The organism is Brachyspira pulli (genome assembly GCF_036997785.1).
Lineage (GTDB): Bacteria > Spirochaetota > Brachyspiria > Brachyspirales > Brachyspiraceae > Brachyspira > Brachyspira pulli.
Map to the genome: position 1 here is coordinate 23,928 of NZ_JAWLQI010000015.1, position 24,871 is coordinate 48,798.

The window sequence follows — 24,871 nt, forward strand, 5'->3', positions numbered from 1 at the left end:
AAAAAGTTGACTAAAAAAATGACAAACTTAAAAATTTTTGGTATATATTATTAATACTGTTAATTTTTTATTAAAAATAGATTAATAACTATAAAGTCATTAGAATATAAAATTCAATTTTTATTTGTATCACTTAAGAACTGTATAAAATTTATTATTTTATAATTAAAAAGAAATTTAAAAAAATAAACCGCTTTTGTGGGATGAACAAAGCGGCTTATTACAAATATAGTTATTGGGGGGTAGTCCAATCAACTAAATATATTATCGGCCGCAAGGAAATTAACTTTAGCATTTTTATAAAAAAAGAAAAAATATTATAATTTTTCATAATTTTTATTAATTGTAAATATTTACAGTATTTATAATATAATAAGACAAAAAATAATACTAGATTTACTAAAAAACATAAAATAAAAAACCGTTGGAATTCTATTAAAGAATACCAACGGTAATTTTATACATAAGTAAATATTTTTAGTTTTTCAATTAAGCAAGTGCCTTTTTAGCTACTTCAACTACAGCTTCAAATGCTTTATAATCATCAATAGCTAAATTAGATAAAGCTTTTCTGTCAATAATAACATTAGCTTTTTTAAGACCATTAATGAATTTACTATAAGATATACCTAAAGGTCTGCAAGCTGCATTAATTCTTAAAGTCCATAAACGTCTCATCATTCTTTTTTTCTGTCTTCTATCACGATAAGCGTATTTTAAACCTCTTATTACAGCTTCTTTAGCTTGTTTCATTTGTTTACTATGTGAACCATAGTAACCTTTAGCCATCTTTAATATTTTTTTAACTTTATGCTTTCTTACTGTTCCGCTAACTGCTCTCATCTTAGTCTCCTTTATTATCTGCCGTAAGGCATTAATCTTGGCATTTCTAGCATATTAGTATCATCAGCAATTCTAGCTTTACGATACTTTCTTTTAGTATCTGGTCTTTTGCATAAAAACTTGTGACTTCCAAATGCATGAGCAAATTTTACTTTACCGCTTTTAGAAAATCTAAAACGTTTTTTTGCACCGCTTTTTGTTTTTAACTTTTGTTTCATAAACTAATATCCTTTTAAAATTATATTTACTGTATGCTCAATCTATACGTATGATAAGTACGCATAGCTAGTGGGCTAATAAATTATTCTTCTGTATCTTCAGAAACTTCTTTCTTATTGGAACCTTCTGAATCGGAAGAAGTCTTTTTCATCTTCATTGGATTAAGCACTGCAGATAAATTTTTACCTTCTAATTTAGCAGGCTTTTCTGTAGTAGCTTCATTTTCCAAATCTTGTATAATTTTATTGATAAGGTCATAGCCGAATTCAGTATGTGCCATTTCCCTACCTCTAAACATTATAGTAATTTTTACCTTGTTGCCTTCATCTAAGAATTCACGAATATGCTTCATTTTAAAGTTATAATCATGTATGCTTATTTGAGGACGCATCTTGATCTCTTTAAGCTGCACTAACTTTTGCTTCTTCTTAGCTTCTTTACTTTTCTTCTGAATATCAAATTTATACTTACCATAATTGATAATCTTACAAACAGGAGGTTCTGCTGTAGGTACAATCTCTACCAAATCTGAACCTTCCTCTTTGGCTAGTGCTAGAGCATCTTTAATACTCATTACACCAAGGCTTCCTCTCTCATCATGCACAACTCTAACTTCTGGTGCAGTAATAAATTGATTAATTCTCTCTCCTTCTTTTTTTACTGTTGCCATTATTTAGCTACCTCATTTAGTAGTAAATATAGAATCATTCATTCTCTCCTTAGATTCTTTTTTGAGTTTCTCTATAAACTCATTTAAATCCATATCTTTAATTTCTTGTGAAGAACGTGTTCTAATAGATAATTTTCCGCTAGAAACTTCTTCTGCTCCTATTATAACTGTATATGGAGTTCTTTGCAAGCGGTATTTTTTAATCTTAGTACCTAAATTCTCATCGCCTTCATCAACTTCTACTCTGAAGCCTGCATCTTTTAATGCTTTAGCTACTTCGTTAGTTCTATCTATTTGAGATTGTTCATTAAGTACATTAACTACTGCAACTTGTAAAGGTGATAACCATAATGGGAATTTACCGTTATAGTGTTCAACTAATATACCTATAAAACGTTCCATAGAACCAAGTATAGCTCTGTGAAGCATTACAGGTGTATGTTTTTTACCATCTTTACCTTCGTAGCTAATCTCAAATCTCATAGGAAGTGAGAAGTCAACTTGTAAAGTACCGCATTGCCAGTTTCTATCAAGAACATCTTTAATATTGAAGTCTATCTTAGGGCCATAGAAAGCTCCGTCACCTTCATTAATTTTGTATGCTATTCCTAATTTGTCTAAAGCATTAATTAATGATTTAGTAGCAAGCTCCCAAATTTCATCGCTTCCGATTGATTTTGCTGGTCTAGTAGAAACAAATATTTCAAAGTTCTCGAAACCAAAATCTTTATATACAGATAAATAGTAGTCAATAGTATTAATAATTTCATCGCCTAATTGCTCTTCAGTACAGAATATATGAGCATCATCTTGAGTGAAAGCTCTTACTCTGAAAAGTCCATGTAAAGCTCCTGAAAGTTCATGTCTATGCACAAAACCTAATTCAGCAACTCTTAAAGGCAAATCTCTATAACTGTGTATGTTAGAATTATAAACAATCAAACCGCCGGGACAGTTCATAGGTTTTACAGCGTATTTAGTGTCATCAATTTCTGTAAAATACATATTTTCTTTATAATTATCCCAGTGTCCGCTTCTATGCCATAATTCTTCATTAAGTATAGCTGGAGTTTTTATTTCAACGTATCCGCGTTTGTCATTTTCATTTCTTATATATGATTCAACAGCTTTATAAATAACCATTCCTCTAGGGTGCCAGAAAGGAAAACCAGGGCCTTCATCATGGAAACTAAATAAATTTAATTCCTTACCTAATTTTCTATGATCTCTTTCTTTTGCCTCTTTTAATTTTTTAAGGTATTTATCTAATGATTCTTTACTTTCAAAAGCTGTACCATATATACGTGAAAGCATTTTATTATTAGAGTCGCCTCTCCAATAGCTTCCAGCAACAGACATAAGTTTATATGATTTGATATATCCTGTTGAAGGAACATGAGGTCCTCTGCAAAGATCTATAAAATCGCCTTGTTCATAGAAAGATACTTTATCAGCATCTATGCCTTCTATAATTTCAACTTTATAAGGTTCATTAGCTTTCTTGAAATATTCTATAGCTTCATCTTTTTTCATTAGTTTTCTTACTACAGGAATATTTTCTTTTATGATTTTTTTCATTTCATCTTCGATTTTTGGCAAATCTTCTTCAGTGAAAGGCTTTTCAGCATCAAAATCATAATAGAAACCGTCTTTAATAGCTGGTCCTATAGTAACTTGAGTATTAGGATAAAGTCTTCTAACTGCCTGAGCCATTAAGTGGCTTGTAGAGTGTCTTAATATTTCAAGACCTTCTTCTGAGGTGGTTAGTATCAATTCTAAATCGCCGTCTGTTTCAGGCGTATATGTAAGGTCAACTTGTGTTCCATTAAATTTAGCTGCTACTGCATCTTTGGAATCTTTTTTAGCATTTTGTTTAAGGAAGTCTAATAAAGACTCTCCGCTGGACAAATCATAAGACTGTCCTAAATAATTAATTTTTGACATTATTACACCTCTTGAATTGATACTTTATATTTACAAAATAAATTGCAAATATTTCTATATACTATAACATATTTTTATATAATAGTCAATCATCTTATATATTTAATAATTACAAAATAAAGTTTTTATGTATTAGAATATTAATTTATTAAACTATATAAAATAAAAATGATTGTATTTTATAAAAACAAAATTAATATTTTATATATGCAGCTTTGTATAGCATAATAATTTTATTGATATAATATTAATTTTTTATGAATTAAAAATTGATAGTATATAAAATACATTTATTTCAGTATATACCTAAACAATTATATTTTATCAAAAATTATTTTTATTATTTGTGGGGACTAGCCCACCGCTCTGCGTACTTCGTACCCCCCAGTTCTTTTGCGACCGCAGGGAGTGCCAGTGGTGTTGGCACAAAGAATCAAAAAGACTAAATTTTAGGTATTACCATAAATTTAATACATATTGTAATAATATAAGGTTGTAGTATTTGCGTTTTTTGCAACTTTTTTGTGCGTCAAAAAAGTTGATAATACATCTGCCAAAATATCAAAATTGACAAAATATAGTTGTTTTTGTATATATTAATATTAATACTCAAGTATTATATCTTTCAATTCATCATAGTATATATTTTCTAGCTTTTTTATGAAATCTTTATTCTTCTTATAATAAGTTTTATCATTTTTTAATTCTATATAAAGCTCTTTTATATCAAAAGTTTCTAACATTGACTGAAGTTTCTTTTTATAATTTCTACTCTTACATTTATTATAAAATTTTAAAACAGTCTTTATATGTTTGAAAGAATCAGCATTTTCAAAAATATTTTCAAAGTATTTAACATTATCAATATTCCAAGAAGTCAAATCACAGTTAAAATATTTTGTATTACTGAACATCTCACTCATATCAAGAACTTTAGAAACATTCCATTTACTTAAATCCGCATTGAAATATTCAGCATTTTTAAACATGCATTTCATATCAGTTACATTAGATACATTCCAAGTTTCTATGCCATCAAAATTTTTTCTTTTACTATCTTCAAATAAATATGACATATCAATCATATCGCTTGTATCTATATCAGCTAAATTGATACTTTCATCTTTAATATAATCCAATAATCCGAATTTATATTTTGGCTTATATTTCATCAAATTTATACCTTATTAATAATTTTTATAGGAAGAAGTCTTTCCAATTCTGTTTTTGATATTTGAGTATTTCCTGTTATAAGGCTTAATACTTTTATATTTGTTTCATCATTCAAAGCATTATAAATATATTCTAAACTATAATCTTTATTATAATTACTTAAAGGATATATAACATTAACATGATTCTCGCATACAAATTCTTTTTCTCTAACTATAGCAGATTTTATATTTACATTCTTATGAGAACCAGTTATTCTATTAACAACTATAACTTCATTTCTTATAATAAAATCTTCAGAAATATTTCTTATATACTGCAATGTTCTTTTATATGGTATAACTATTTTACCATCAACTATATTAGAAGAATATATTAAAGGTATAGAATTATTTTTATCGCCTGTTAAACTTTTCTTATAATTATTCCAAGCAATACTTCCTGTTTTTACCTCATACCCTATTTCTTTTAAACTAATTGTGTTTTTATATGCATTATTTAAAAAAGTTTTATCTTCTGTAAATATTGTTATATCATTCTTTGAAAATATATATTTTTTATTTTTATTACTATTAGTTTTTTTTAGTATTAACAGCATGACTTTTTGATTAGCCATATAGAAATTATCAGAACCTTCAACAATATGCAAATATTCAACACTGCTATTATTAATGATATATTCTCTTAATTTACTAAAAAAAGCTCCATTATTCATTGAAGGCGGAACCACATAAGCTAAATAACCTTCATCATTAAGAAATTGTAAACCTAATTTTATAAATATAGAAAATATGTTAACTCGTCCGCTTATTATATCAGAATGCTTTTTCTTCAATTCTTTATCCGGCTTAAATTCAAAATACGGAGGATTACCTATAACATAATCATATTTAATAGATTTTTCAGTATCAAGCTGTAAAGTATCAATACATTTTATATCTGCTTTATCAATTAATTTTTTAGATATATTAACTAAATTTTCATCTATTTCAAATCCATACAAATTAGGATTATTGAAATATTCATTACAAGACAAAAGGAACTCTCCGGTTCCGCTTGCAGGATCAAGTATTTTAGGATTATCTTTTTTATCTGAAATAGATGTTAATTCTTTTAAAAGTAAATCTCTTATACTTTTAGGCGTGAAGTACTGCCCTAGTTTTTTTCTTTTTTCTATATCCGTATTTATTAAATAATCAATGCTTTCTTCAGTATATTCTTGCTGCATATAACTCTCTTACAATCACAAACTATTACAAAATTCTATAACATTATTTTCGCATTTTATTCTATCTTCATGTAGAAAATAATCTATTTTTGCATTCTCATTTATAGTTTTATTCTGTTCATAAGCACGTCTGACATAAACATTAAATCCCCTATCAAATTTATATGCAAATAAATTATTCTGATTATCTTTTTTCATTTTGTTTTTGAAATTATCTTCAAGCTTTTTTATTTCTTCAAAAAAATCTATAAGTTCATTACGCTCATTCATAGGAAGCACATCATCTCCTATAAAGAAAGTAACATCTCCCCTGCCATAAGAACCAAATATATAAATAGCATTAGCCTTAGGTAAATTACTGTTCCACATAGGGCTTGATGATTTACCGCTGCTGTATTTTATTTCTATTGCTATAATTTTTTTACATGTAAATATTAAAAAATCTGGAAAATTTTGACTTCCATAAGGCTGGCATACAAAACAATTTTCCATACTTTTATCTTCTAAAGCATAAATATTATCGATTATTTTGTCGGACTTTTTATCTAATATATCATTCTTTATAGATGAAAGTATAGTTTTCATTTCTTTATCGTCATGCATACGTCTATTGAATCCATGACGCTTTAAAGAGGTTTCAAATCTATCTTCAAATTCGTCTCCCTCTTTACTTTTTAGCCACTCTTTTTTATTTCTTATTATATCTTTAAAAATATCACTAAGCATTTTATTAATATATTTATAATATAAAAAATTGTCAAGATATAAATTTATCATGTAATAAACAGATTTTATTTTATAAAATACTATATACCGAAAATTTTTAACTTTGTCAATTTTTATATTGTTCTTTTTCCCGCCGCAAAAAGAACCAAAAAGTGCAAGTATAAAATTAGTACAAAATCATACTAAAATTGTTTTACATGTAAAAATAATTAATTAGTTTAAGATAAAATATAGTCCTTTTGCTTCTTTGGGCTACCACCGAGTAGGTACCTAATCGGCAAAAGAAGTGGAGTCTGAGGCAAGCCCCATATATAAAAGCAAAATATAAATATATTTTTGACAAAATATATTTGTTTAGGTATATACTAAATTATATAAAAATATTAGCTGTAGAATTTCTTTTTCTATACATCTCATATTCTTTAAAGAAATTCTCAATACTTGGTATAATGATTTTTCCTTGTCTTGAAAATAATATTACATTTGTTTTCTTCATTTCAGATTTTATATAATCAACATCTTCAATTCCAACCATAGCACATATATCATAAACAGTATATGGAAGCTCCAAGAAATCAGTATTCTTTTCAAACAATAATTCAGTTTTTGTAAAAGAATATACTATACTATAAAATTTACCTACTACACTTTTTATGCTTATAGTATAACTTTTTATAACTGTATTGTATATTCTTCTAGTCATTACATTTATAAGATAATATTGAAGCTTCTTATTTGAGTATGCCAATCTAATAAAATCATCTTTTCCTACAACCTGCAATATAGTATCTTCTAATACAATACAAGTAGTAAGCAAATGTTTATTACCAAGTATTGGTTTATATCCTATAAGATTTCCTTTAAGGAATATTATTCTGCTTATTAGCTTTCCATTAAATACACTATATACTCCAACTTTTCCTTCTTTGATTAGATAAACATCAGTATTATTTTCTAATTCTGAAAATATACAGCTTCCTGCTTTATATTCATACAAATTGGTACTTATTTCTAAAGGAGGTTCTATATTATTATTTTTTTCTATTGCTGATATTCTTTCATTTATTTCTGTATGATCTTCATTTGGAAACATTTCTATGATTTTCTTATACATATATAATGATGCAGGATAAAATGCATGTTCTTCATAAGTTTTAGCTATTTCAAGTGCATTATTTTCTTTATAACTTCCAATGTTTAAAGCTTCAGATAACTTATAAAAATACTTTCCAAGCCATATTTCCATAAATTTTATAAGATACTTATATATATTTTCTATAATTTTTTCATCTTCAATATTGTATATATCTTTAGCATGTATTTCTATTAATTGAACATCTGTTGCTGCTATCATAGTAGAATAATAAGGTTCAGCCAATACTGCAGAAACCATTCCTATAATATCTCCAACAACAAATTCAAAATTAGTATTATCTACTACATAATTTTTATCAATTACGCTTCCCTCTTTAATTATATAAAATATATCTCTTGCTTTTTCACCTGCAACAAATATTAGAGAATCTTTTTTAAACTCAACAATATTAAAATCTACCATAATAACAAACCCTTCATTTTTATATAAATTATTATACTTCATTATTTTTATATAACAAGAATATTAATATTATTTTTTCATATTAATACTCATCATGTTTTATAGTAAATGATTTATTATTCAACATATCTTCTACTGCTATATAATCTTCTTTGAAGTACGCTTTGTAATTTGCATCAAGATTATAATTATATTTATCATATATAAATTTTCTTACATCAACTAAATTAATATATTTTTGATTATTAAATACATCTTCATAAAAATTATAAATCATATAATTGAATACTCTTTTATAAGCCCCGCTATCCTCTTTAAAAAGATAAAATCCATAAAAAAGTATTTTTCCATTTGAATATTCTAAATCTATAAAAATCCAAACACCATTTAAATGTTCAGCATTATATATAGGTTTATTATAATAAAAATTAAATTCTTTATTTTTATGATTTAAATCTAATATAGAAAAACCTGTTAAATCTCTATTAAAGAAAAAATAATCATTATTATTTGTATGCTTTATTATTTTCAATAAACGTGAATCATCACTCTTATAACTATAAACTAATTCATCATTTTTATACAAATTTCTTTCATAGCCTATAATATCTTTCTCATGAATGAAGCCAGTATACTTTTTATTGATCATATAGTAATCATTATTCAATATAACTTTTTTATCTTTTTCATAATATTTATCATCAAATAAGATACCATATTTAAGCCAATGATTTTTATAATTTTCTGTATAATATAAATTTTCTAATACCATAATACAAGTATATGAACAATGATAAGATTTGTCAAATTATATTACATTAATTTTTTATTTAATTTATGATTTTTAGATATTCGCTTTCATTATGTATTCTGTCTAATGCTGTAACATAATATATATAAGTTTTTTTGGAATCTACCGTTTTATCTTTATATGTAACTTTAGAATTTACATCAAAATTTGTTCTTCTTATTTTATCTATTAATTCTATGCCATATTCTCCGATAGTTTCTCTATATATAGCATAGTATGTAGATGTTGCTACTGCTGCATGATTATATTTATCAGTTTTATATTCGTTAGGGTCTGTAAATGTTATTTCTATTCCTCCGAAAACTTTCTTTATAGTTGGATTTTCTAATTTTAAAGGAGCTTTTCTCAAATCTTTCATTGTATTCATAGTAGGAACTATTGCTTTAAATATATAATCATTTTCTTTTACATATTTAAGTGCTTCGTTTCCAAAATCTCCGCTATCCCTATCATTTTTATACATGCTATGCATTGTAAAAAAAGTAGAACCTTTTACATAGCCTTTTCCTTTTTCTCTTATATATTCTACCTGTTTTGACATCAAATCTATATCCTGCCAAGGCTCTACATTTGTATCTCTTCCCATTTTATATAATGCATGTCCTATATATAAATCTGCAAGATTTCCGCTTCTTGATTTTTTAGCTTCATTAATCCACCAATCTGCTATAATATCAAAAGGAGCTGTTTGATGAGATGAACTCCAATATATTTGAGGTATTATTGCATCAACATACATTCTATTTAAACCGTCTTTAACAGTTGCTTTACTTAAAGTAGGCGTCTTTTCTCCATTAAACATCCATAAAAGAACATCAGCATGCAAAGCATCAAAATTAGGATTATATGATTTAGTATCGCTTCCATTTTCACAGCCTGCATATTCTGATAAAGGATTTTTATTTCTCCAAACTCCTGCTGGTGAAATTGTCCATTTTACATAAGGTTTTCTAGCTTTAATTTCTCTATATAAATCACTTACAAGCCTGTTAATATTATCTCTCCTCCAAGCATAAAGTCCGTCAACTCCATAATCATCAAGTGAAGTATTTGTTATATTATAGCCTCTTTTTTCTCCGTATTTAGATGCACTTACCTCGTCAGGCCAATCTCTGTAAGTTTTATCTCCTGCTATATTCTGATAAAAATAATCATCAAAGTGAATTCCGTCTACATCATAATTTTCAACAACTTCCATAACAGATGCTATTATATATTCAGCACTTATTGGTTCGCCAGGATCCAAATATAATTTTTTATCATACCATTGTATAGGTTTTAAATCATTAGAAACATAAGTGTGTACAAAATTTCTTTTTGAAAATTGTTCAGCATAACTTTTATTTGAATCGTAAGTTGCAGATATTCTGTATGGATTAAACCAAGCATGAACTTCTAAATTTCTTTTATGTGCTTCATCTATTATAAATTTTAACATATCAGTTTTGAAAGGATAATCATCTCTTTCATCGGTAGATTTAGAACCAAAAAAATATCTTGTTGTAGGATTCATCTTTGAAGGAAATATTACACCGGCATCCGGCTTTACCTGAACAAATACTGCATTAAAATTGTTTTTATATAATGTATCTAAATGTTTTATTGCAAGTTTTTTCTGTTCTGATTCGCTTCCGCCTCTTACAGGCCAATCTATATTTGCAACCGTAGAAAACCATGCTCCCCTAAACTCTCTATAAAGAGGATTTATATTTCTATCCTCGTCCATATCTTTCACGAGTTTCATTCTTAAATTACTTGGTACTATAATATCTAATGTTTGACATGATGATATTAATAAAATTGTTAAGGATATTAAAACAAGGATTTTCTTCATTCTTTCTTCATTATTATGATATTTTCTTAAATTACTTAAATTATATATTTAATAATAATAACAGTCAATATATAAAATAAGTTTATTATTGTATGTAAAAAATATAATGCAAAAAATAAAGGGACTTAAAAAAGCCCCTTTATTGTTAAGACAAAAGTTAATAGTTTATTATAGCATACTATCTACCATAGCTTTGATATTTTCAATAGTAGCTTCTTCTTTAGTAACTTCTTTAACTTTAGCACCATCTTTGTAAATAGCGATAGTAGGAAGTCCTAAAATTTTCTCGCGAATAGCTAATCTTCTAGCTTTAGAAGTGTTGAAAGAATAGAAAGGTACTTTACCTTCATATTGTTTAGCTAATTCATGAACATGTGGCATTAAAGCTTTACATGGTTCACAAGTATCACCAAAATAGTCAACTAAGCATAATTCTTTTGAGTTAATAACTTTCTCATCAAATGTATCTTTATCTAATTCTTGCATTATAAAACTCCAGAAATATATTTTTATAATATACATTATATAAAAAATATATTCTTAAGTCAAGTATAAAACAAATTTATTTTACTAATAAAATATAATGATTTAAAATAACTATGATTTATTAAAAATATAAAAATACATCAATGGAACAATTTATATGATTAGAAATTATTGTACTATTTAGACAACAAAATACATTCAAATTACTTATTACATATATATACTTATATTATAAAAACAAATAAATACAACAAAAATTTCAATATAATAATTAAAAAGATAGAAACATATAAACATTTAATATTTTTTAGACAAAATACAGACAGTAAAATTTAGTACCTATTTAGAATATATTAATACTATTTAAATTTATAAAAAGAATCATATTAGTTTTATATATCAAACATATTTAGAATAATGTTCTTAATATTTATTTTATTATATATAAATAAATAAACGCTATACACCTACTTCATTATAGAAAAAAAATTAAAATATTAAGAATAAAGCAGATATTTACAAAACATATCAAACATAATTAATAGTAATTTATAAATTTTAATTTTTATACTGCCATACTTAAGTATAGTAACTACAAATTTAAATATAACATACTATATACAAGTAAATAGTATATAATAATTAGCTATAATTATACAAAAATAAATATTTCAGATTATATAACAAATATATTTAGTATGATTCAAGACTATTTTTAACTAAAAGAGAATAATAACAAAAAAATAATAATATATAATACATTATAATTAATAAAAATTTTAGTAAATTAGTTAATTATTTCTTGTTAATAATTTTTTTCTATTGACATAATTATTCTTTATATTATAATGCTGGTCGTAATAGTGTGTTTATTTAAAATAGTGTATGGGAGTTTTATGGAACAATATGATATTATTAAGTTCAATAAAAACGATATTATTATAAAGTCCGGAGAAAAACCTGTAGAATATTTCTATATAATTGTAAAAGGAAAAGCTAAAAGTCACAATGACTTCTATGAAAACTACAAATATCAAAGTAAAAAAGGAAGTATCATAGGTTTAATTTCATCTCTAATAGATGAACCTTATTTTTCTACAGTTGAAGCATTAGAAGAAACTGAGGTTCTTAAAATCAAAATAGACAGCATAATTAATATTAAAAACGAAGATTTATTAGATAAGATATATAATTATTTATATCTTATATTAGAAACTTGGCTTAGCAAATATTATACTATACTAGCCAAAAAGAAAGTAGATTTGTACAATAAAGATGATATTCTCACTATGGCATATATATACAAAAATAATGGGCATGAAGACGCAGTATATAAAATGTGCCATGAATATTTGAATCTATTTCCAGACAACAATTATGTTGATGAAATAAACAACATATTAAAAACTGTAAAACCAATAAGAGAAGAACCAGAGCTTATAGAAGAAAATGTTTATAAGTTTAAAAAAGGATATTGTCTGTATTCTGAAGTACGCTCAAGAAATCATATATATATTATAAAATCAGGTAAAGTTGGTGTATATAGCGTATTAAACAGCAAACAAACTATGAGATGCGTTTACACTGATGGTTATATGATAAACGGATACCACCCTATTCTTGACTATAAACCTTTACTTACAACTGCAATAGTTTTAGAAGAATCCGTAATAACTATCATAAACAAAAAAGAATTGGTGCAAATGATAGAGCAAAACAAAGAATTAAGAATAAACTTCATAAAAATGGTGGCAGTAAAAGTTAATAATGCTATATTAAAAATAAAAGCTATAAAGACAGAAGAATTATATAAAAAGCTTATAATTATAATATATTCTATATTAAAAATGGAATTCTTATTTAATAATCAAAAGAAATTAAAATTACCATATAAAATAAATGATATAAAAAATATGCTTGATATAAACAATTCTAACAAAGAAGTGATATCAGAATTAAAAAAGATAAAATACATAGAAGTTGATTCATTTGATAATATAACTATATCAGAAGTTGAAAATTATTTTAATGAATATAAAAGTTATACTTTTTAATATGATACAAAGATTTTTTAGTTGACATAATTTTTTGAAACATTATAATTAATAAGATTATATTAATAAACATATATTAGGTATGGAACAATACAAATTAATTAAATATCCAAAAGGAACTACAATATTTAAAAATGGCGATAAGGCAAAAGACTATTTCTATATAATAACTCGGGGAAAAATTGCATCTTATAATGCATTTTGTGAAGGTTATACCATTATGTACAATGATGGAAATATAGTTGGTTTAATGCAGGCCATTACGGGTGAATCGTATTACTCGAATATGGAAACTGTTGAAAATACGGAACTGTGGCAGATACAAATAGAAAACATAAGTAAAATAAATAACAAACATCTAATAAGAAAAATATCAAATCACCTATCTTTCATATTAGAAACTTGGCTCAGTAAATATTATTCTATTATCACAAAAAACAAAATTAATTTATACAATAAAGAAGATATATTAACTCTCGCTAAAATATATAAAAAGAATGATTTTGAAGATGCTAGCTATAAACTTTGTTCAAACTATATAAAATTATATGAGGAAGCCTACGATATTAAAGCGGTTAAAAAATTCATGCAAAATATAGGGCATGCCAAAAAACCTACTCTTGTAGAAGAAAACTGTTATAAAATGAACAAAGGTTATTGTCTATATTCTGAATTAGAGGGCACTGGAAAAATATATTATATAAAATCTGGAAAAGTTGGAATATACACTGTACTAGACTCTAAACTTATTGCCAGAGCTATTTATCCTGCTGGATATATTCTTAATGGAGGGAATCCTGTACTTGAGTATAAGCCGTTACTTACAACTGCAATAGCAATAGAAGATTCTGTTATAGAAATTCTAAATCCGGAAGATTTAATAAAAAGACTATATAATGATGTAGAAAATAGGATACAATATATCAAAATGAGTTCTATAAAAATCATTAATGTAGTACTGAAAATTAAAGCTTTAAATAAAATATCAATAAAAGATAAACTAATAGTACTAATATATGCAATTCTAAAAATAGAAACCTTATTCACAAAACAAGAATCAGTAAAATCATCATATAAAATAGAAGATATAACCAATATGCTGCATGTGGAAATAGATCCAAAAGAAGTATATCTAATATTAGAAAAGATAAAATATGTAGAATTGGATAATTACAAGAATATAACCATATATAATGTAGAAAAATTCTTTAAAGAATATGAAAGCTACACATTATAATGAATGAAAAAATTGATTTTGTATATATTTTATAGTTGACATAATTATATTGTACATTATAATTATAATATATCATCAATAATAGAATATTATGGAACAATACGCAAAAGTCAAATTTAATAAAGGTACCATTATCTTTAAAGCTGGTGAAATGTCTAAAGAGTATTTTTATATAATACTTAGCGGAAAAGTATTAGCCCGTAATCATTTTTGTGAAAATTACACAAATACTTACAAAGAAGGCGATATTATAGGATTAATTTCATCTATAACTTATGAGTCTTACTATTCTACTGTTGAAGTATTAGAGGATGTTGAATTATTACAAATCAAAATAGCAAACATAAACAAAATAGATAATTATAATCTTATCAATAAAATCTCTAATTATTTATCATTTATACTAGAAAATTGGCTAAGCAGATATTATGCAAAAATAACAAAAAATAAAGTAGATTTATATAATAAAGAAGATATATTAACTATGGCCAATATTTATAAAGACAATAATTTTAAAGATGCTACTTATAAAATATGTAGTACTTGTATAAAATCATTTAAAGATGATACCAATATAGATAAGGCTAAAAAATTAATTATACATATAAGACCAGTAGAAAAACCTGAAAAAATTTCAGATAATGTATATAGAATAAAAAAAGGATATTGTCTATATTCTGAGATTGATCCGAATGATTATATCTATATTATAAAATCTGGTAAAATAGGTATTTATAGTATAGTAAATTCAAAACAAACAGTAAGATTAATTTATCCTGCCGGATATGTCATTAATTGTTATCAGCCAGTTTTGGAATATAAGTCGCTTCTTACAACAGCAATAATACTTGAAGATTCTGTAATAGAAATAATTAATAAAAAAACTCTAATAAATATAATCAATACAGATCCTGAATTTAGAGTTAATTATATAAAAATAACAGCAACAAAAATAAATAATGCTACTTTAAAAATTAAAGCAATTAATACAGATAAACTAGATATAAAACTGATAATATTATTATATTCTATTCTGAAAATAGAAACATTATTTAATAAATCTAAAGTAGTAAAACTATCTTATACAATAGATGATTTAAAAAATACACTTAATTTAGATATAAAAAATGATAAAATAATATTAACATTAAATAAAATAAAATATGTAGAAGTAGATGCTTCTAATAATATAAAAATCACTAATTTCCAAAGCTATTTCGATGAATACAAAAAATATATAATATAATAAAAAATATTTGATTAAAAACCAATAAAAATTGAAAAATAATAATATGCTAAAATAATTGATTGTATTTTTTCAAAAAATTATTATAATAAATCGTGAAAAGATAATTATATAATGATTTACTAGAGATGAACAATTACAGAACGATACGATTTCCAAAAGACTCTTTGATATATGAAGAAGGCAATTATCCGCTTGATGTATTTTACATAATAACAAAAGGAAAAGTCATATCATACTCAAACCATTCAAAAAATTATAATAGAGAATATAATATTGGTTTTATTATCGGTTTAGTAAATTTAGCTATTAATGAACCTTATTTCGTTACATTAAAAGCCGTTGAAGATGTTGAAGTTATTGAACTAAATATATCAGATATAAAAAATTTAACAAATATTGATTTAATAAAAAAGATATATGATTATTTTAACACAACTTTAGAAACATGGCTATCAAGGTATTATATTATGGTAGTAAAAAACAAAGTAGATTTATACTATAAAGAAAGTTTATTTACTATGGCAAATATATATTTAGAAAATGGCTTTCATGATGCAGCATATAAATTATATGATGAATACATAAAAGATTTCATGAATTATGCTGAAAACATAGAAGAAGCAAAAAAAGAATTCTCAAAATTAACTCCAATGCCTCTTCCAAAAAAATTTAGTGATAATATTTTTTTATACAGAAAAGGTGCATGTCTTTATACTGAATTAAAACCAAGTAATAATTTATATATTATAATGTCTGGTAAAGTAGGAATATATAATATAATAAATGGAGAACTTCTATTAAAAGATGTATATAAAAAAAATTACATATTAAATGGGTATGAGCCAAAATTAGAATATAAACCGTTATCAACTTCAGCTATAGCTATAGATACTACTTATGTAAAAGTCATAAGTAAAGAAGAATTTTTAGAAATGCTAATAAAAGATAAGCAATTAAGAGCATATAATATAAAAATGATGGCTGTAAAGGTTGTTACTATACTTTTAAAAATGAAATCAATGGAAGAAGAAAATATAGTACTTAAAATTTTTATGGTAATATATTCTATATTAAGAATCGAAATATTATTTGAAGAACCTGAAAGTATTTTATTATCTCATACAGTTAAAGACATAAAAAAATCTATTAATTTAACAGAAGAAGATATCATAAACAATATAAGAAAAATCAACTCTATAGAATTAATAAAAAATCAAAACATAAAAATCACAAATATTAATAATTTCTTTAAAGAATATCATGAATATCAAAAAAATAATTATTGACATAGTTTATAAATGTATTAAAATATTTATAAGCTACTCAATGGATTATTTATGCTAAAATACAATACTATTAAATTTAATAAAGATGCAACTATATTTATAGAAGGTCAAGAGCCAAAATACACATTCTATATAATTAAAAAAGGAAGTGTAATCGTTTACAGTTACTTTGCTGATAATTTTATTATAAAATATAATGAAGGAGAAATCATAGGCTTATTCAATGCTGTATTAAATGAACCATATTTCTCTACAGTAAAGGCTTTAGAAGATGTTGAAGTCATTGAATTAAATATCAATGAAATAGAAAAAATTGATAATCTAAGTCTTATAAATAAAATATATGATTATCTAATGATTAATATAGAAAGATGGCTAAAAAGATATTATTATTTCCTACACAAGGAAAATAAAATTTATTATGGAAATCATAGCCATAAACATAATATATTAGAAATGTTAAAAATATATTTTAAAAGCGGCTATGATGATGTAGTATACAAAACATATAATAAATATAAAGAATTACACCCTGAGAAATATATTGAAAATGAAGAAATTGATGATATATTAAAAAAAGTAAAGCCTGCTGAAGAACCTGAAAAGCTAGATAACAATATTTATAAATATAAAAAAGGTTTTTGTCTTTATACAGAACTTCAGGGAACTGATAATTTATATGTTATAAAACATGGACAAGTTGGGATATACAATATATTCGATTCAAAACTTGTAACTAGAAGAATTTTATCAACTAACGATGTTGTTAATGGATATACTCCTGTTACAAAAAATAAATCACTTTCAACAACGGCTATAATTCTTCAAGACTCAATTATAGAATTAATAAAAAAAGAAGATGCTATGAATTTAGTACAATACGATAAAACTTTAAGACTCTATTATGTAAAAATGATGAGTATGCGTATATATAGTACAATATCAAGAATAAGAGCATTCAATGCCAATAATATTGTAAGTAAATTTGTTATTATAATAGAAGCACTAATAAAAAATGAGTTATTGTTTAAAACACTAAATAAAATTCAATTCCCTTACAATATAAATGATATATGCACTATGATAGGAGTAGAATATAATCCTAATATAGAAAATGAAATATCAAAAATAAAAGGATTGACTATATTAGATGGAGAGTATATTGCCATTAATAATATAGATGACTTTTATAAAGAATATGAAATATATAAACAAAGAAACTCATACAAAATAGAAAATAATTAAATAATAAAGTGTGATAAATACTCTATATTTCCTTTAGAGCCTTTTATTGGGGATACTGTTCTGTGAAGTTCAGTAAACCCCAAAGAAACAATTCGCTCTACAGCAGTATTTACTATTTTCTCTCTTAGATTATCATCTTTAATAACACCGCCTTTTGAAACATCGCCTTTTTCTGCTTCAAATTGCGGTTTTATTAAACTAACCCAGAATTCCAAATCATATAATTCTTTATATATTACAGGAGCTATTTTTGATATTGATATAAAAGAAACATCACTGACTATAACACTTGGAATAATATCATTAAACATTTCTCTTTTAATATCTTTGGCATTAAAATCTTCTATAGATACTACCCTACTATCATTACGTAATTTATATACAAGCTGATTATGTCCAACATCTAAAGCATATACTTTTTTAGCTCCGTATCGAAGCAGGCAATCTGTAAAACCGCCTGTAGAAGCTCCGATATCTAAGCATATTTTATTTTCTACAGAAATACCAAATTCTGTAAAAGCTTTCTCCAATTTATCACCTGCTCTGGATACATATTTGATATTTTGCACAACTTCTACAGTATCAGTATCTTTTATTTTCTGTGCTTTAGAAGTAACTTTAACTCCATTAACAAATACGCACCCTGCAAGTATTATATCTTGTGCTTTAGATCTGCTTTCTGTATATCCTTCTTGGTGAACATACTCATCTAATCTCATTTGCAACTAATTACTCAAGTCCGAAAAATGATTTCATAACAGCAAGAGAATTTCTTTCTTTATCTCTTGTAGTAACTTTTAAAATCATCTGTGTATGATTAGCTTCTAATATATTAGATGTAAAGTACATTGATTCAAAAGCCTCAGTATACTCATCACCAACACCATATAAAGATAAATTAGGACTAAACTCTAAATATATAGACATAGTGTTATTTTTTGCTAAATTAAGTTTATTTTCATCTAATTTAGTAGCTGGAGCTTCGCCATTTATTATTGAATTAATAACATCTTCACTATCTGAAGCATATAATATAGAGTCTTTTATATAACATACATAACCATCAACAATATAAATATCATTATTAATACTATCAGATAAAGCTTTTAATATTATTTTAGCCATATCAACATCAGCTATTGATGCTGAAAATAATAAAGCAGGCATATTTTCATCGCCTTCGCCATTATCCCAAACTGAGAAGAATATATCTCCTCCAAATATCTCTATAAATTTATAAACATCTACACCATATTTTTCTAAAGTTTTCAAATCTTCAGCTAAACTAAAACCTCTCATATTTGAAAAAACATTTTTCATATGAGTTGCTAATTCCTTAGTATTTAAAGATAAAGATAAGAAACCATAATTATTTTCACCGTTAACAAATCCATATATATTATCAGCTAATTGTTTTTTCAATAATGTTATATCATAAGGATAATTAGGTGCATAACTATCAAATATCATTTCAGCTTCGCCATTAGTGAAATTTATTTTTGTAGTTATAATAGAATCTTTATAACTTTCTTTTGGTATGCTGTCATAACTTCTTCCCAATAAGAATTTAGAAAAGCTGGCATTTTCATCAGCCAATATAGACAAATTAACCCAAGCATAACTATCATTAGTTTCATTTTCTAATGAAAGAAATTTTTCATCTTCTAAAGGAGTATTATTAACAAATATATAATTAGCTATAGAAGTTATATCTTCTTTATTTAATTCTTCATCATACCAATAACTGCCTTTTAATTTCAAAGTAACAGTAAAAACTTCATCATTCCAAGAAATTAAATTGTATTCATCTAACATTATGTATCTGTATTCAGCATTCTCTGAAAAAGCTACAAGCTTATCTTCTTGGCTAGCTATTTTTATCATTACTCTATCTAACTCAGTAATATTTTTAACATCTAATATTACAGACATTTGCTGATAACCATTGAAAGAAACTACTTTAGCAGGTTTAGAAAAATCAATGTATTCATTCAATTTATTTGTCATAACTTCTGCAACAAATGGATCATCTCTATACTCTAAGAAATTATCAGCATATTTTTGCATAAATAATTGATTTAGAATTTGTTGTAAATCAATTTCAGCTTTTTGCGATAATAATTCAGCATTAAGAGAAACAACACTATCAACATTATTAGGAATATATTTTTTATCTACAGCGTATGTAAAAGTGCTCAATGTCAATAAAAATAATAATGCTACTAATACAACCCTTTTCATCAATGGCTCCTTAAATTTATAATTATTACATATTATATTAGACTGTAATTAAATGTCAAGTATATTAACAAAATCTGTTAATAAATTTGGAAATAAAAAATCATAATATTACATAAAAAAATCTTGCAAATATCATTAAATTATTTATAATCGAATATATTTTTATTAGATTATAGGAAATAATATGAGATATTTGATATTGCACGGACATTTCTACCAGCCTCCTAGAGAAAATCCCTTTTTAGGAGAAATTCAAAAAGAAGCTAGTGCATCTCCGGCTCATGATTGGAATGAAAGAATTACTAATGAATGTTACAGTCCTAATGCTTACTCAAGAATATTAGACGGATACGGCAGAATACTTGATATGTCTAATAATTATGAATATATTAGTTTTAACTTCGGCCCCACTCTGCTTGATTATATAGCAAGAACTAGAACCGATTTATTAGGCAGAATAATAGAAGCTGATAAAAAAAGTAGAGAAAGACTTGGATATGGTAATGCCATAGCTCAAGTATATAATCATATAATACTTCCATTAGCAAAAAAAGAAGATATGAGAGTTCAAATAAAATGGGGACTCTATAATTTTGAAAAATATTTTGGAAGGAAATCCAGCGGAATATGGCTTTCAGAAACGGCTATCAATTTAGATGTAGTTGATGCTTTATACGACTGCGGAGTCAAATTTACTATATTATCTCCTTATCAAGCTCATTATGTAAAAAATATCACAACTGAAGATGTTTCAGGCGGAAAAATAGATACTTCAAAACCTTATTGGTTATACGGACATAATGGAAAAAGAGTTGCAGTATTTTTCTATGATCCTTATATTTCTCAAGCTATAGCATTTGAACATTTATTAACATCTTCTGATAAACTTGCTGAAAGAATAAGAAATGCTTATGGAGAAAGAAGACTTGTTAATATAGCAACTGACGGAGAAAGCTACGGACACCATGAACCATTTGCTGATATGTGTCTTGCAAGATATTTTAAAGAAAATGTTTATTATGATAATATTACTCCGACAAACTATGAACATTATTTAAGTATGTATCCTCCTATGGAAGAAGTTATACTTCATCATGGTGAAGGCGGAAGAGGAACTTCTTGGAGCTGTTCACATGGTGTGGAAAGATGGAGAAGTAATTGCGGCTGCGGCGGTTGGGACGGATGCGATTTATCTTGGAGAGGCCCTTTACGTGAAGCATTTGATATCTTGAGAAAAATGCAGGATAAACTATTTAAAACATTCTTAGACTTTACAGATGAAACTAGAAATTCTTTAAGAGAAGAATATGTACGTGCTATGTATAATGATTTAGATGCTAAAGATTTATACGAAATATGCAGTAAATATATATCATTCAAAGAATTTGTATTTTTAATGGAATCATATAAATATTCTTTATTTGCTTATACTTCCTGCGGTTGGTTCTTTGAAGATGTATCAAGATTAGAACCTATAAAAAATATGCAGTATGCAGAACAGTCTTTCCACTATGCAAGACTATTAGTAAAAGATAAAAATGTAGACTTTGTTAATGAAGCTCATAAGGAATTTTTATCAGCTTTAGAAAGATCTATAAGCAATAAACCAGAACATCATACTGCAAGATATTTTTATGAAAAAGAAGCAAAAGTAGATGTATTTACTAAACTATACGTAATAAACTATTTTATATTTAATCTCATATCAAGCAATTATAAAGATAGTGATATAAATATTTTTAAACATGAAATAAAATCAACAAAAATAGATCAGCATTATGTTGAAGGTATATTAATAGATAATATAGATGCTAATATATACTTTAGAGTTAACATGCTTCATGAAAATCATGAATTTAAAAACCAAATTCAAATTTCTGAATCTTATGAAACTTTAGATAAAAGCACAGCATATACAATGTATTTAAAAGATTTAACTTCTGATATAAGAGATAAATTGGCTGATAGTTTATTTGAAGAAGACATAAAAAAACTTGATATGTTAATGCATCAAATATATCCTGAGTATAGAAAATTATTCACATATTTCAATTTAAACAGCATAACACCAGATTATGACTATAGAAGAATAATGGGTGCTATGGCATCTCCTATACTTAGAGAAAAAATAACTGATAGAGGCAGAGATGCTTACGATGAAGTATCTGAAAATTTAAAAGATGCTAGAAATGCTGGTATATTTATTTCAAACAGCGGTATATCTAGTTTGATAGGTGATAATATCAAAAATGCCTTGAATGATTTATATGAAACAGGAAATGCTAAAATCATATATGATCTTCTTAGAGATATTAAATTCTTATCTAATAACGATATGCCTATAGACAGAAATACATTTGAAAATATATTCTATAAAATACTTCTAAAATATAGAAGCGGTTACATAAAATTCAATAACGACGAAGAAAAACAGTCATTTAAAGAATTAGGTGCATGGCTTAACTTCAATATGGATAATATTTAAATTTCATATATAACTAATGAGTAATAATAAATAAAAAAATTATTACTCATTAGTATTTCTAATCATTAAACTTCCATTAATTAAACTTATAACAACAGAAAAAGAATCATTAGTATAACAATCAACATTTATTCTAATAACTCTGCCTTTATCTGCAGAATTTTTTGCAAGCTCTATTTTTCCATCAGGCGACTTTCCAAAATTATAATTAGTTGTAATGTAATAGCCTTCATTTTTCCATAAGTAGTTTGCATATTTCACACTATAACTCATAACATCATCTACATTATGAAAAGTTAATATTTTTATATCACCGCCTTCTGAAATATCTTCTCTAGGATGCACTTTTAAACCTGTAACCTTATTAACTGAAGATACAGCATCAACTCCTATAGTATAAAGCTCATCGTATGGCTTTTCCTTAGCAACAAAAAGGTATGTTACAACTGCCGCAATTACAATTATAATCGTAGTAGGTATTATTCTTTTCATAATATAAAAAACCTTTATTAAAAAACTTGTACAAAATTATTCTTTATTATCTTTTATAACGTCATTCTTACAAATAATATTAGCTATTATTTTATTGTCTTTCTTCAATTTTTGTATTCCCCAAATAACATATATAAAAAAGACAATGAATGAAAATATAGGCCCAAGATTGTGTGAAATATTAATAAGTTTTGATACTAACTCCCCTATAAAATAACCTGCTATAAGACATATCAAAGGAATAACATAAACAAAGAAATTAGTACCCCTTTTCAATTCTTCAACTTCAATTACTACACTATCTCCTTTATTAGCGTTTATTTTATTAAAAGCCCTTAATACAATAGGTTTTCCTCTTGAACATATAGTGCATCCATCACAACTAGAACCTCTTTGTAATTCAACTTTGGCTATATTATTATTATATGTTTCTAATACTAAAGCAAATTCTCTTTTCATTATTTATTATCCTACTAATATTTTAATCATAATTTTTTAAAACTTTTACAAAATAAAAATACTTCTCTGCTTTCATCTCTTGAACTCTTAGGCTTAAATACATTTACAGACTCAAAATATTCAGAAAGCTCTTTTTTGAACATCTGCAAATCTTTACCATCAAAAACCTTTATAAAAAAATGTCCTTCATTTTTTAAGACGTCTTTAGCCAAATTAAATATAGCTCTGCATAAAGCAATTGACCTAAAATGATTAGTTTCTCTATCAGAAGTTGTATTAGGCATGGCATCACTTACAACAACATCAAATTCAACATTGTCAAAAGTAGAACTATCCATATCCTTTATATCACCTAATATGAAAGTAAATCTTTGATGAGCAAAAGAATTAGGAAGTATATCAACTCCTACAACTGAACCGCTTTTCAAAATTTTATTAAGCATATATTGACTGAATGATCCCGGAGAACAGCCCACATCAAGAACTCTATCAGATGATTTTATAAACTTAAACTTATTTTGTGCTTCTTCCAATTTGAAAACACTTCTAGCTTTATAATTTTCTTCTTTAGCTTTTTTAAAATAAAAATCTTGTACCTTTTTCATTAAGTTCAAACCTAAATATTTTATTA

At 25.4% G+C, this 24,871-nt stretch carries 22 protein-coding genes; 6 read left to right on the top strand and 16 right to left on the bottom strand.

Translation table 11 applies throughout. The annotated features are described in order from the left end of the window. Nucleotides 1-489: 489 nt before the first annotated feature. The 11 genes from rplT to trxA all read right to left on the bottom strand — a co-directional run bounded on the left by rplT (nucleotide 490) and on the right by trxA (nucleotide 11,492). Complete coding sequence (rplT, locus tag R4K56_RS05035) at nucleotides 490-843, bottom strand: 50S ribosomal protein L20 (protein WP_297297106.1); 354 nt, start codon at nucleotides 841-843, stop codon at nucleotides 490-492. 14 nt (nucleotides 844-857) lie between these two features. Continuing rightward, nucleotides 858-1,061 (bottom strand): 50S ribosomal protein L35, encoded by a 204-nt coding sequence (gene rpmI, locus R4K56_RS05040; protein ID WP_297297108.1) that lies wholly within the window; start codon nucleotides 1,059-1,061, stop codon nucleotides 858-860. Nucleotides 1,062-1,144: 83 nt separating this feature from the next. Then, nucleotides 1,145-1,732: a translation initiation factor IF-3 gene (gene infC / locus R4K56_RS05045; protein WP_335756976.1), complete on the bottom strand. Its 588-nt coding sequence runs from the start codon at nucleotides 1,730-1,732 to the stop codon at nucleotides 1,145-1,147. A gap of 12 nt (nucleotides 1,733-1,744) precedes the next feature. Then, nucleotides 1,745-3,676, bottom strand: a complete 1,932-nt coding sequence (thrS, locus tag R4K56_RS05050; RefSeq protein WP_335772015.1) for a threonine--tRNA ligase — start codon at nucleotides 3,674-3,676, stop codon at nucleotides 1,745-1,747. Nucleotides 3,677-4,278: 602 nt separating this feature from the next. Further along, entirely contained in the window at nucleotides 4,279-4,848 is a 570-nt protein-coding gene (locus tag R4K56_RS05055; RefSeq protein WP_335772025.1) for a BspA family leucine-rich repeat surface protein, read from the bottom strand. 5 nt (nucleotides 4,849-4,853) lie between these two features. Further along, the gene (locus R4K56_RS05060; RefSeq protein WP_335772014.1) at nucleotides 4,854-6,077 is read right to left on the bottom strand and encodes an HsdM family class I SAM-dependent methyltransferase; all 1,224 of its coding nucleotides are present in this window, start codon (nucleotides 6,075-6,077) and stop codon (nucleotides 4,854-4,856) included. A 15-nt stretch (nucleotides 6,078-6,092) separates the two neighbouring features. Beyond that, nucleotides 6,093-6,803: a type II restriction endonuclease gene (locus tag R4K56_RS05065; protein WP_335761143.1), complete on the bottom strand. Its 711-nt coding sequence runs from the start codon at nucleotides 6,801-6,803 to the stop codon at nucleotides 6,093-6,095. 370 nt (nucleotides 6,804-7,173) lie between these two features. Continuing rightward, nucleotides 7,174-8,361, bottom strand: coding sequence for a Crp/Fnr family transcriptional regulator (locus R4K56_RS05070; protein WP_335756972.1), 1,188 nt, complete (start codon nucleotides 8,359-8,361; stop codon nucleotides 7,174-7,176). An 82-nt stretch (nucleotides 8,362-8,443) separates the two neighbouring features. Next, nucleotides 8,444-9,133: a hypothetical protein gene (locus tag R4K56_RS05075; RefSeq protein ID WP_335772013.1), complete on the bottom strand. Its 690-nt coding sequence runs from the start codon at nucleotides 9,131-9,133 to the stop codon at nucleotides 8,444-8,446. 58 nt (nucleotides 9,134-9,191) lie between these two features. Beyond that, complete coding sequence (locus R4K56_RS05080) at nucleotides 9,192-11,006, bottom strand: glycoside hydrolase family 10-like protein (protein WP_335756970.1); 1,815 nt, start codon at nucleotides 11,004-11,006, stop codon at nucleotides 9,192-9,194. 168 nt (nucleotides 11,007-11,174) lie between these two features. Then, nucleotides 11,175-11,492 (bottom strand): thioredoxin TrxA, encoded by a 318-nt coding sequence (gene trxA, locus R4K56_RS05085; protein ID WP_297297126.1) that lies wholly within the window; start codon nucleotides 11,490-11,492, stop codon nucleotides 11,175-11,177. A gap of 896 nt (nucleotides 11,493-12,388) precedes the next feature. Here trxA and R4K56_RS05090 point away from each other — a divergent pair. From R4K56_RS05090 to R4K56_RS05110, 5 genes are all read left to right on the top strand, one after another. After that, on the top strand, nucleotides 12,389-13,546 hold the full coding sequence (locus R4K56_RS05090; protein ID WP_335758889.1) for a cyclic nucleotide-binding domain-containing protein: 1,158 nt from the start codon (nucleotides 12,389-12,391) through the stop codon (nucleotides 13,544-13,546). 82 nt (nucleotides 13,547-13,628) lie between these two features. Next, a complete protein-coding gene (locus R4K56_RS05095) occupies nucleotides 13,629-14,783 on the top strand; it encodes a cyclic nucleotide-binding domain-containing protein (RefSeq protein WP_335772012.1) in 1,155 nt (384 codons plus the stop codon). A gap of 91 nt (nucleotides 14,784-14,874) precedes the next feature. Next, on the top strand, nucleotides 14,875-16,029 hold the full coding sequence (locus R4K56_RS05100) for a cyclic nucleotide-binding domain-containing protein (protein ID WP_335772011.1): 1,155 nt from the start codon (nucleotides 14,875-14,877) through the stop codon (nucleotides 16,027-16,029). A 128-nt stretch (nucleotides 16,030-16,157) separates the two neighbouring features. Beyond that, nucleotides 16,158-17,318, top strand: a complete 1,161-nt coding sequence (locus R4K56_RS05105; RefSeq protein ID WP_335760296.1) for a cyclic nucleotide-binding domain-containing protein — start codon at nucleotides 16,158-16,160, stop codon at nucleotides 17,316-17,318. A 51-nt stretch (nucleotides 17,319-17,369) separates the two neighbouring features. Next, entirely contained in the window at nucleotides 17,370-18,563 is a 1,194-nt protein-coding gene (locus R4K56_RS05110; RefSeq protein WP_335770340.1) for a cyclic nucleotide-binding domain-containing protein, read from the top strand. Here R4K56_RS05110 and R4K56_RS05115 read toward each other — a convergent pair. Both R4K56_RS05115 and R4K56_RS05120 read right to left on the bottom strand, forming a co-directional pair. Next, nucleotides 18,560-19,282, bottom strand: coding sequence for a TlyA family RNA methyltransferase (locus R4K56_RS05115; RefSeq protein ID WP_335770341.1), 723 nt, complete (start codon nucleotides 19,280-19,282; stop codon nucleotides 18,560-18,562). The two genes, R4K56_RS05110 and R4K56_RS05115, sit on opposite strands and share 4 nt — an antisense overlap. Nucleotides 19,283-19,292: 10 nt before the next feature. Then, the gene (locus R4K56_RS05120) at nucleotides 19,293-20,804 is read right to left on the bottom strand and encodes a DUF4836 domain-containing protein (protein WP_335772010.1); all 1,512 of its coding nucleotides are present in this window, start codon (nucleotides 20,802-20,804) and stop codon (nucleotides 19,293-19,295) included. A gap of 184 nt (nucleotides 20,805-20,988) precedes the next feature. Between R4K56_RS05120 and R4K56_RS05125 the strand changes: the two genes are divergently transcribed. Continuing rightward, complete coding sequence (locus R4K56_RS05125) at nucleotides 20,989-23,289, top strand: DUF3536 domain-containing protein (protein WP_335772009.1); 2,301 nt, start codon at nucleotides 20,989-20,991, stop codon at nucleotides 23,287-23,289. 42 nt (nucleotides 23,290-23,331) lie between these two features. Here the strand turns inward: R4K56_RS05125 and R4K56_RS05130 are convergent, their stop codons facing one another. The 3 genes from R4K56_RS05130 to R4K56_RS05140 are packed head-to-tail and all read right to left on the bottom strand — an operon-like array spanning nucleotide 23,332 to nucleotide 24,845. After that, on the bottom strand, nucleotides 23,332-23,781 hold the full coding sequence (locus R4K56_RS05130; protein ID WP_335772008.1) for a hypothetical protein: 450 nt from the start codon (nucleotides 23,779-23,781) through the stop codon (nucleotides 23,332-23,334). Nucleotides 23,782-23,817: 36 nt separating this feature from the next. Beyond that, nucleotides 23,818-24,240, bottom strand: a complete 423-nt coding sequence (locus R4K56_RS05135) for a SoxR reducing system RseC family protein (protein ID WP_335756668.1) — start codon at nucleotides 24,238-24,240, stop codon at nucleotides 23,818-23,820. 26 nt (nucleotides 24,241-24,266) lie between these two features. Beyond that, entirely contained in the window at nucleotides 24,267-24,845 is a 579-nt protein-coding gene (locus tag R4K56_RS05140) for an RlmE family RNA methyltransferase (protein ID WP_335756669.1), read from the bottom strand. Between the last annotated feature and the right edge of the window lie 26 nt (nucleotides 24,846-24,871).

Bases quoted from the DNA above. Each gene is read 5' to 3' on its own strand.
- R4K56_RS05070 (WP_335756972.1), bottom strand. From the start codon at position 8,361: ATGGTAGATTTTAATATTGTTGAGTTTAAAAAAGATTCTCTAATATTT.
- R4K56_RS05135 (WP_335756668.1), bottom strand. From the start codon at position 24,240: ATGAAAAGAGAATTTGCTTTAGTATTAGAAACATATAATAATAATATA.
- R4K56_RS05075 (WP_335772013.1), bottom strand. From the start codon at position 9,133: ATGGTATTAGAAAATTTATATTATACAGAAAATTATAAAAATCATTGG.
- R4K56_RS05095 (WP_335772012.1), top strand. From the start codon at position 13,629: ATGGAACAATACAAATTAATTAAATATCCAAAAGGAACTACAATATTT.
- R4K56_RS05090 (WP_335758889.1), top strand. From the start codon at position 12,389: ATGGAACAATATGATATTATTAAGTTCAATAAAAACGATATTATTATA.
- R4K56_RS05140 (WP_335756669.1), bottom strand. From the start codon at position 24,845: ATGAAAAAGGTACAAGATTTTTATTTTAAAAAAGCTAAAGAAGAAAAT.
- R4K56_RS05065 (WP_335761143.1), bottom strand. From the start codon at position 6,803: ATGCTTAGTGATATTTTTAAAGATATAATAAGAAATAAAAAAGAGTGG.
- infC (WP_335756976.1), bottom strand. From the start codon at position 1,732: ATGGCAACAGTAAAAAAAGAAGGAGAGAGAATTAATCAATTTATTACT.
- R4K56_RS05100 (WP_335772011.1), top strand. From the start codon at position 14,875: ATGGAACAATACGCAAAAGTCAAATTTAATAAAGGTACCATTATCTTT.
- R4K56_RS05110 (WP_335770340.1), top strand. From the start codon at position 17,370: ATGCTAAAATACAATACTATTAAATTTAATAAAGATGCAACTATATTT.
- R4K56_RS05105 (WP_335760296.1), top strand. From the start codon at position 16,158: ATGAACAATTACAGAACGATACGATTTCCAAAAGACTCTTTGATATAT.
- thrS (WP_335772015.1), bottom strand. From the start codon at position 3,676: ATGTCAAAAATTAATTATTTAGGACAGTCTTATGATTTGTCCAGCGGA.
- R4K56_RS05060 (WP_335772014.1), bottom strand. From the start codon at position 6,077: ATGCAGCAAGAATATACTGAAGAAAGCATTGATTATTTAATAAATACG.
- R4K56_RS05055 (WP_335772025.1), bottom strand. From the start codon at position 4,848: ATGAAATATAAGCCAAAATATAAATTCGGATTATTGGATTATATTAAA.
- R4K56_RS05080 (WP_335756970.1), bottom strand. From the start codon at position 11,006: ATGAAGAAAATCCTTGTTTTAATATCCTTAACAATTTTATTAATATCA.
- rpmI (WP_297297108.1), bottom strand. From the start codon at position 1,061: ATGAAACAAAAGTTAAAAACAAAAAGCGGTGCAAAAAAACGTTTTAGA.
- R4K56_RS05130 (WP_335772008.1), bottom strand. From the start codon at position 23,781: ATGAAAAGAATAATACCTACTACGATTATAATTGTAATTGCGGCAGTT.
- R4K56_RS05120 (WP_335772010.1), bottom strand. From the start codon at position 20,804: ATGAAAAGGGTTGTATTAGTAGCATTATTATTTTTATTGACATTGAGC.
- trxA (WP_297297126.1), bottom strand. From the start codon at position 11,492: ATGCAAGAATTAGATAAAGATACATTTGATGAGAAAGTTATTAACTCA.
- rplT (WP_297297106.1), bottom strand. From the start codon at position 843: ATGAGAGCAGTTAGCGGAACAGTAAGAAAGCATAAAGTTAAAAAAATA.
- R4K56_RS05125 (WP_335772009.1), top strand. From the start codon at position 20,989: ATGAGATATTTGATATTGCACGGACATTTCTACCAGCCTCCTAGAGAA.
- R4K56_RS05115 (WP_335770341.1), bottom strand. From the start codon at position 19,282: ATGAGATTAGATGAGTATGTTCACCAAGAAGGATATACAGAAAGCAGA.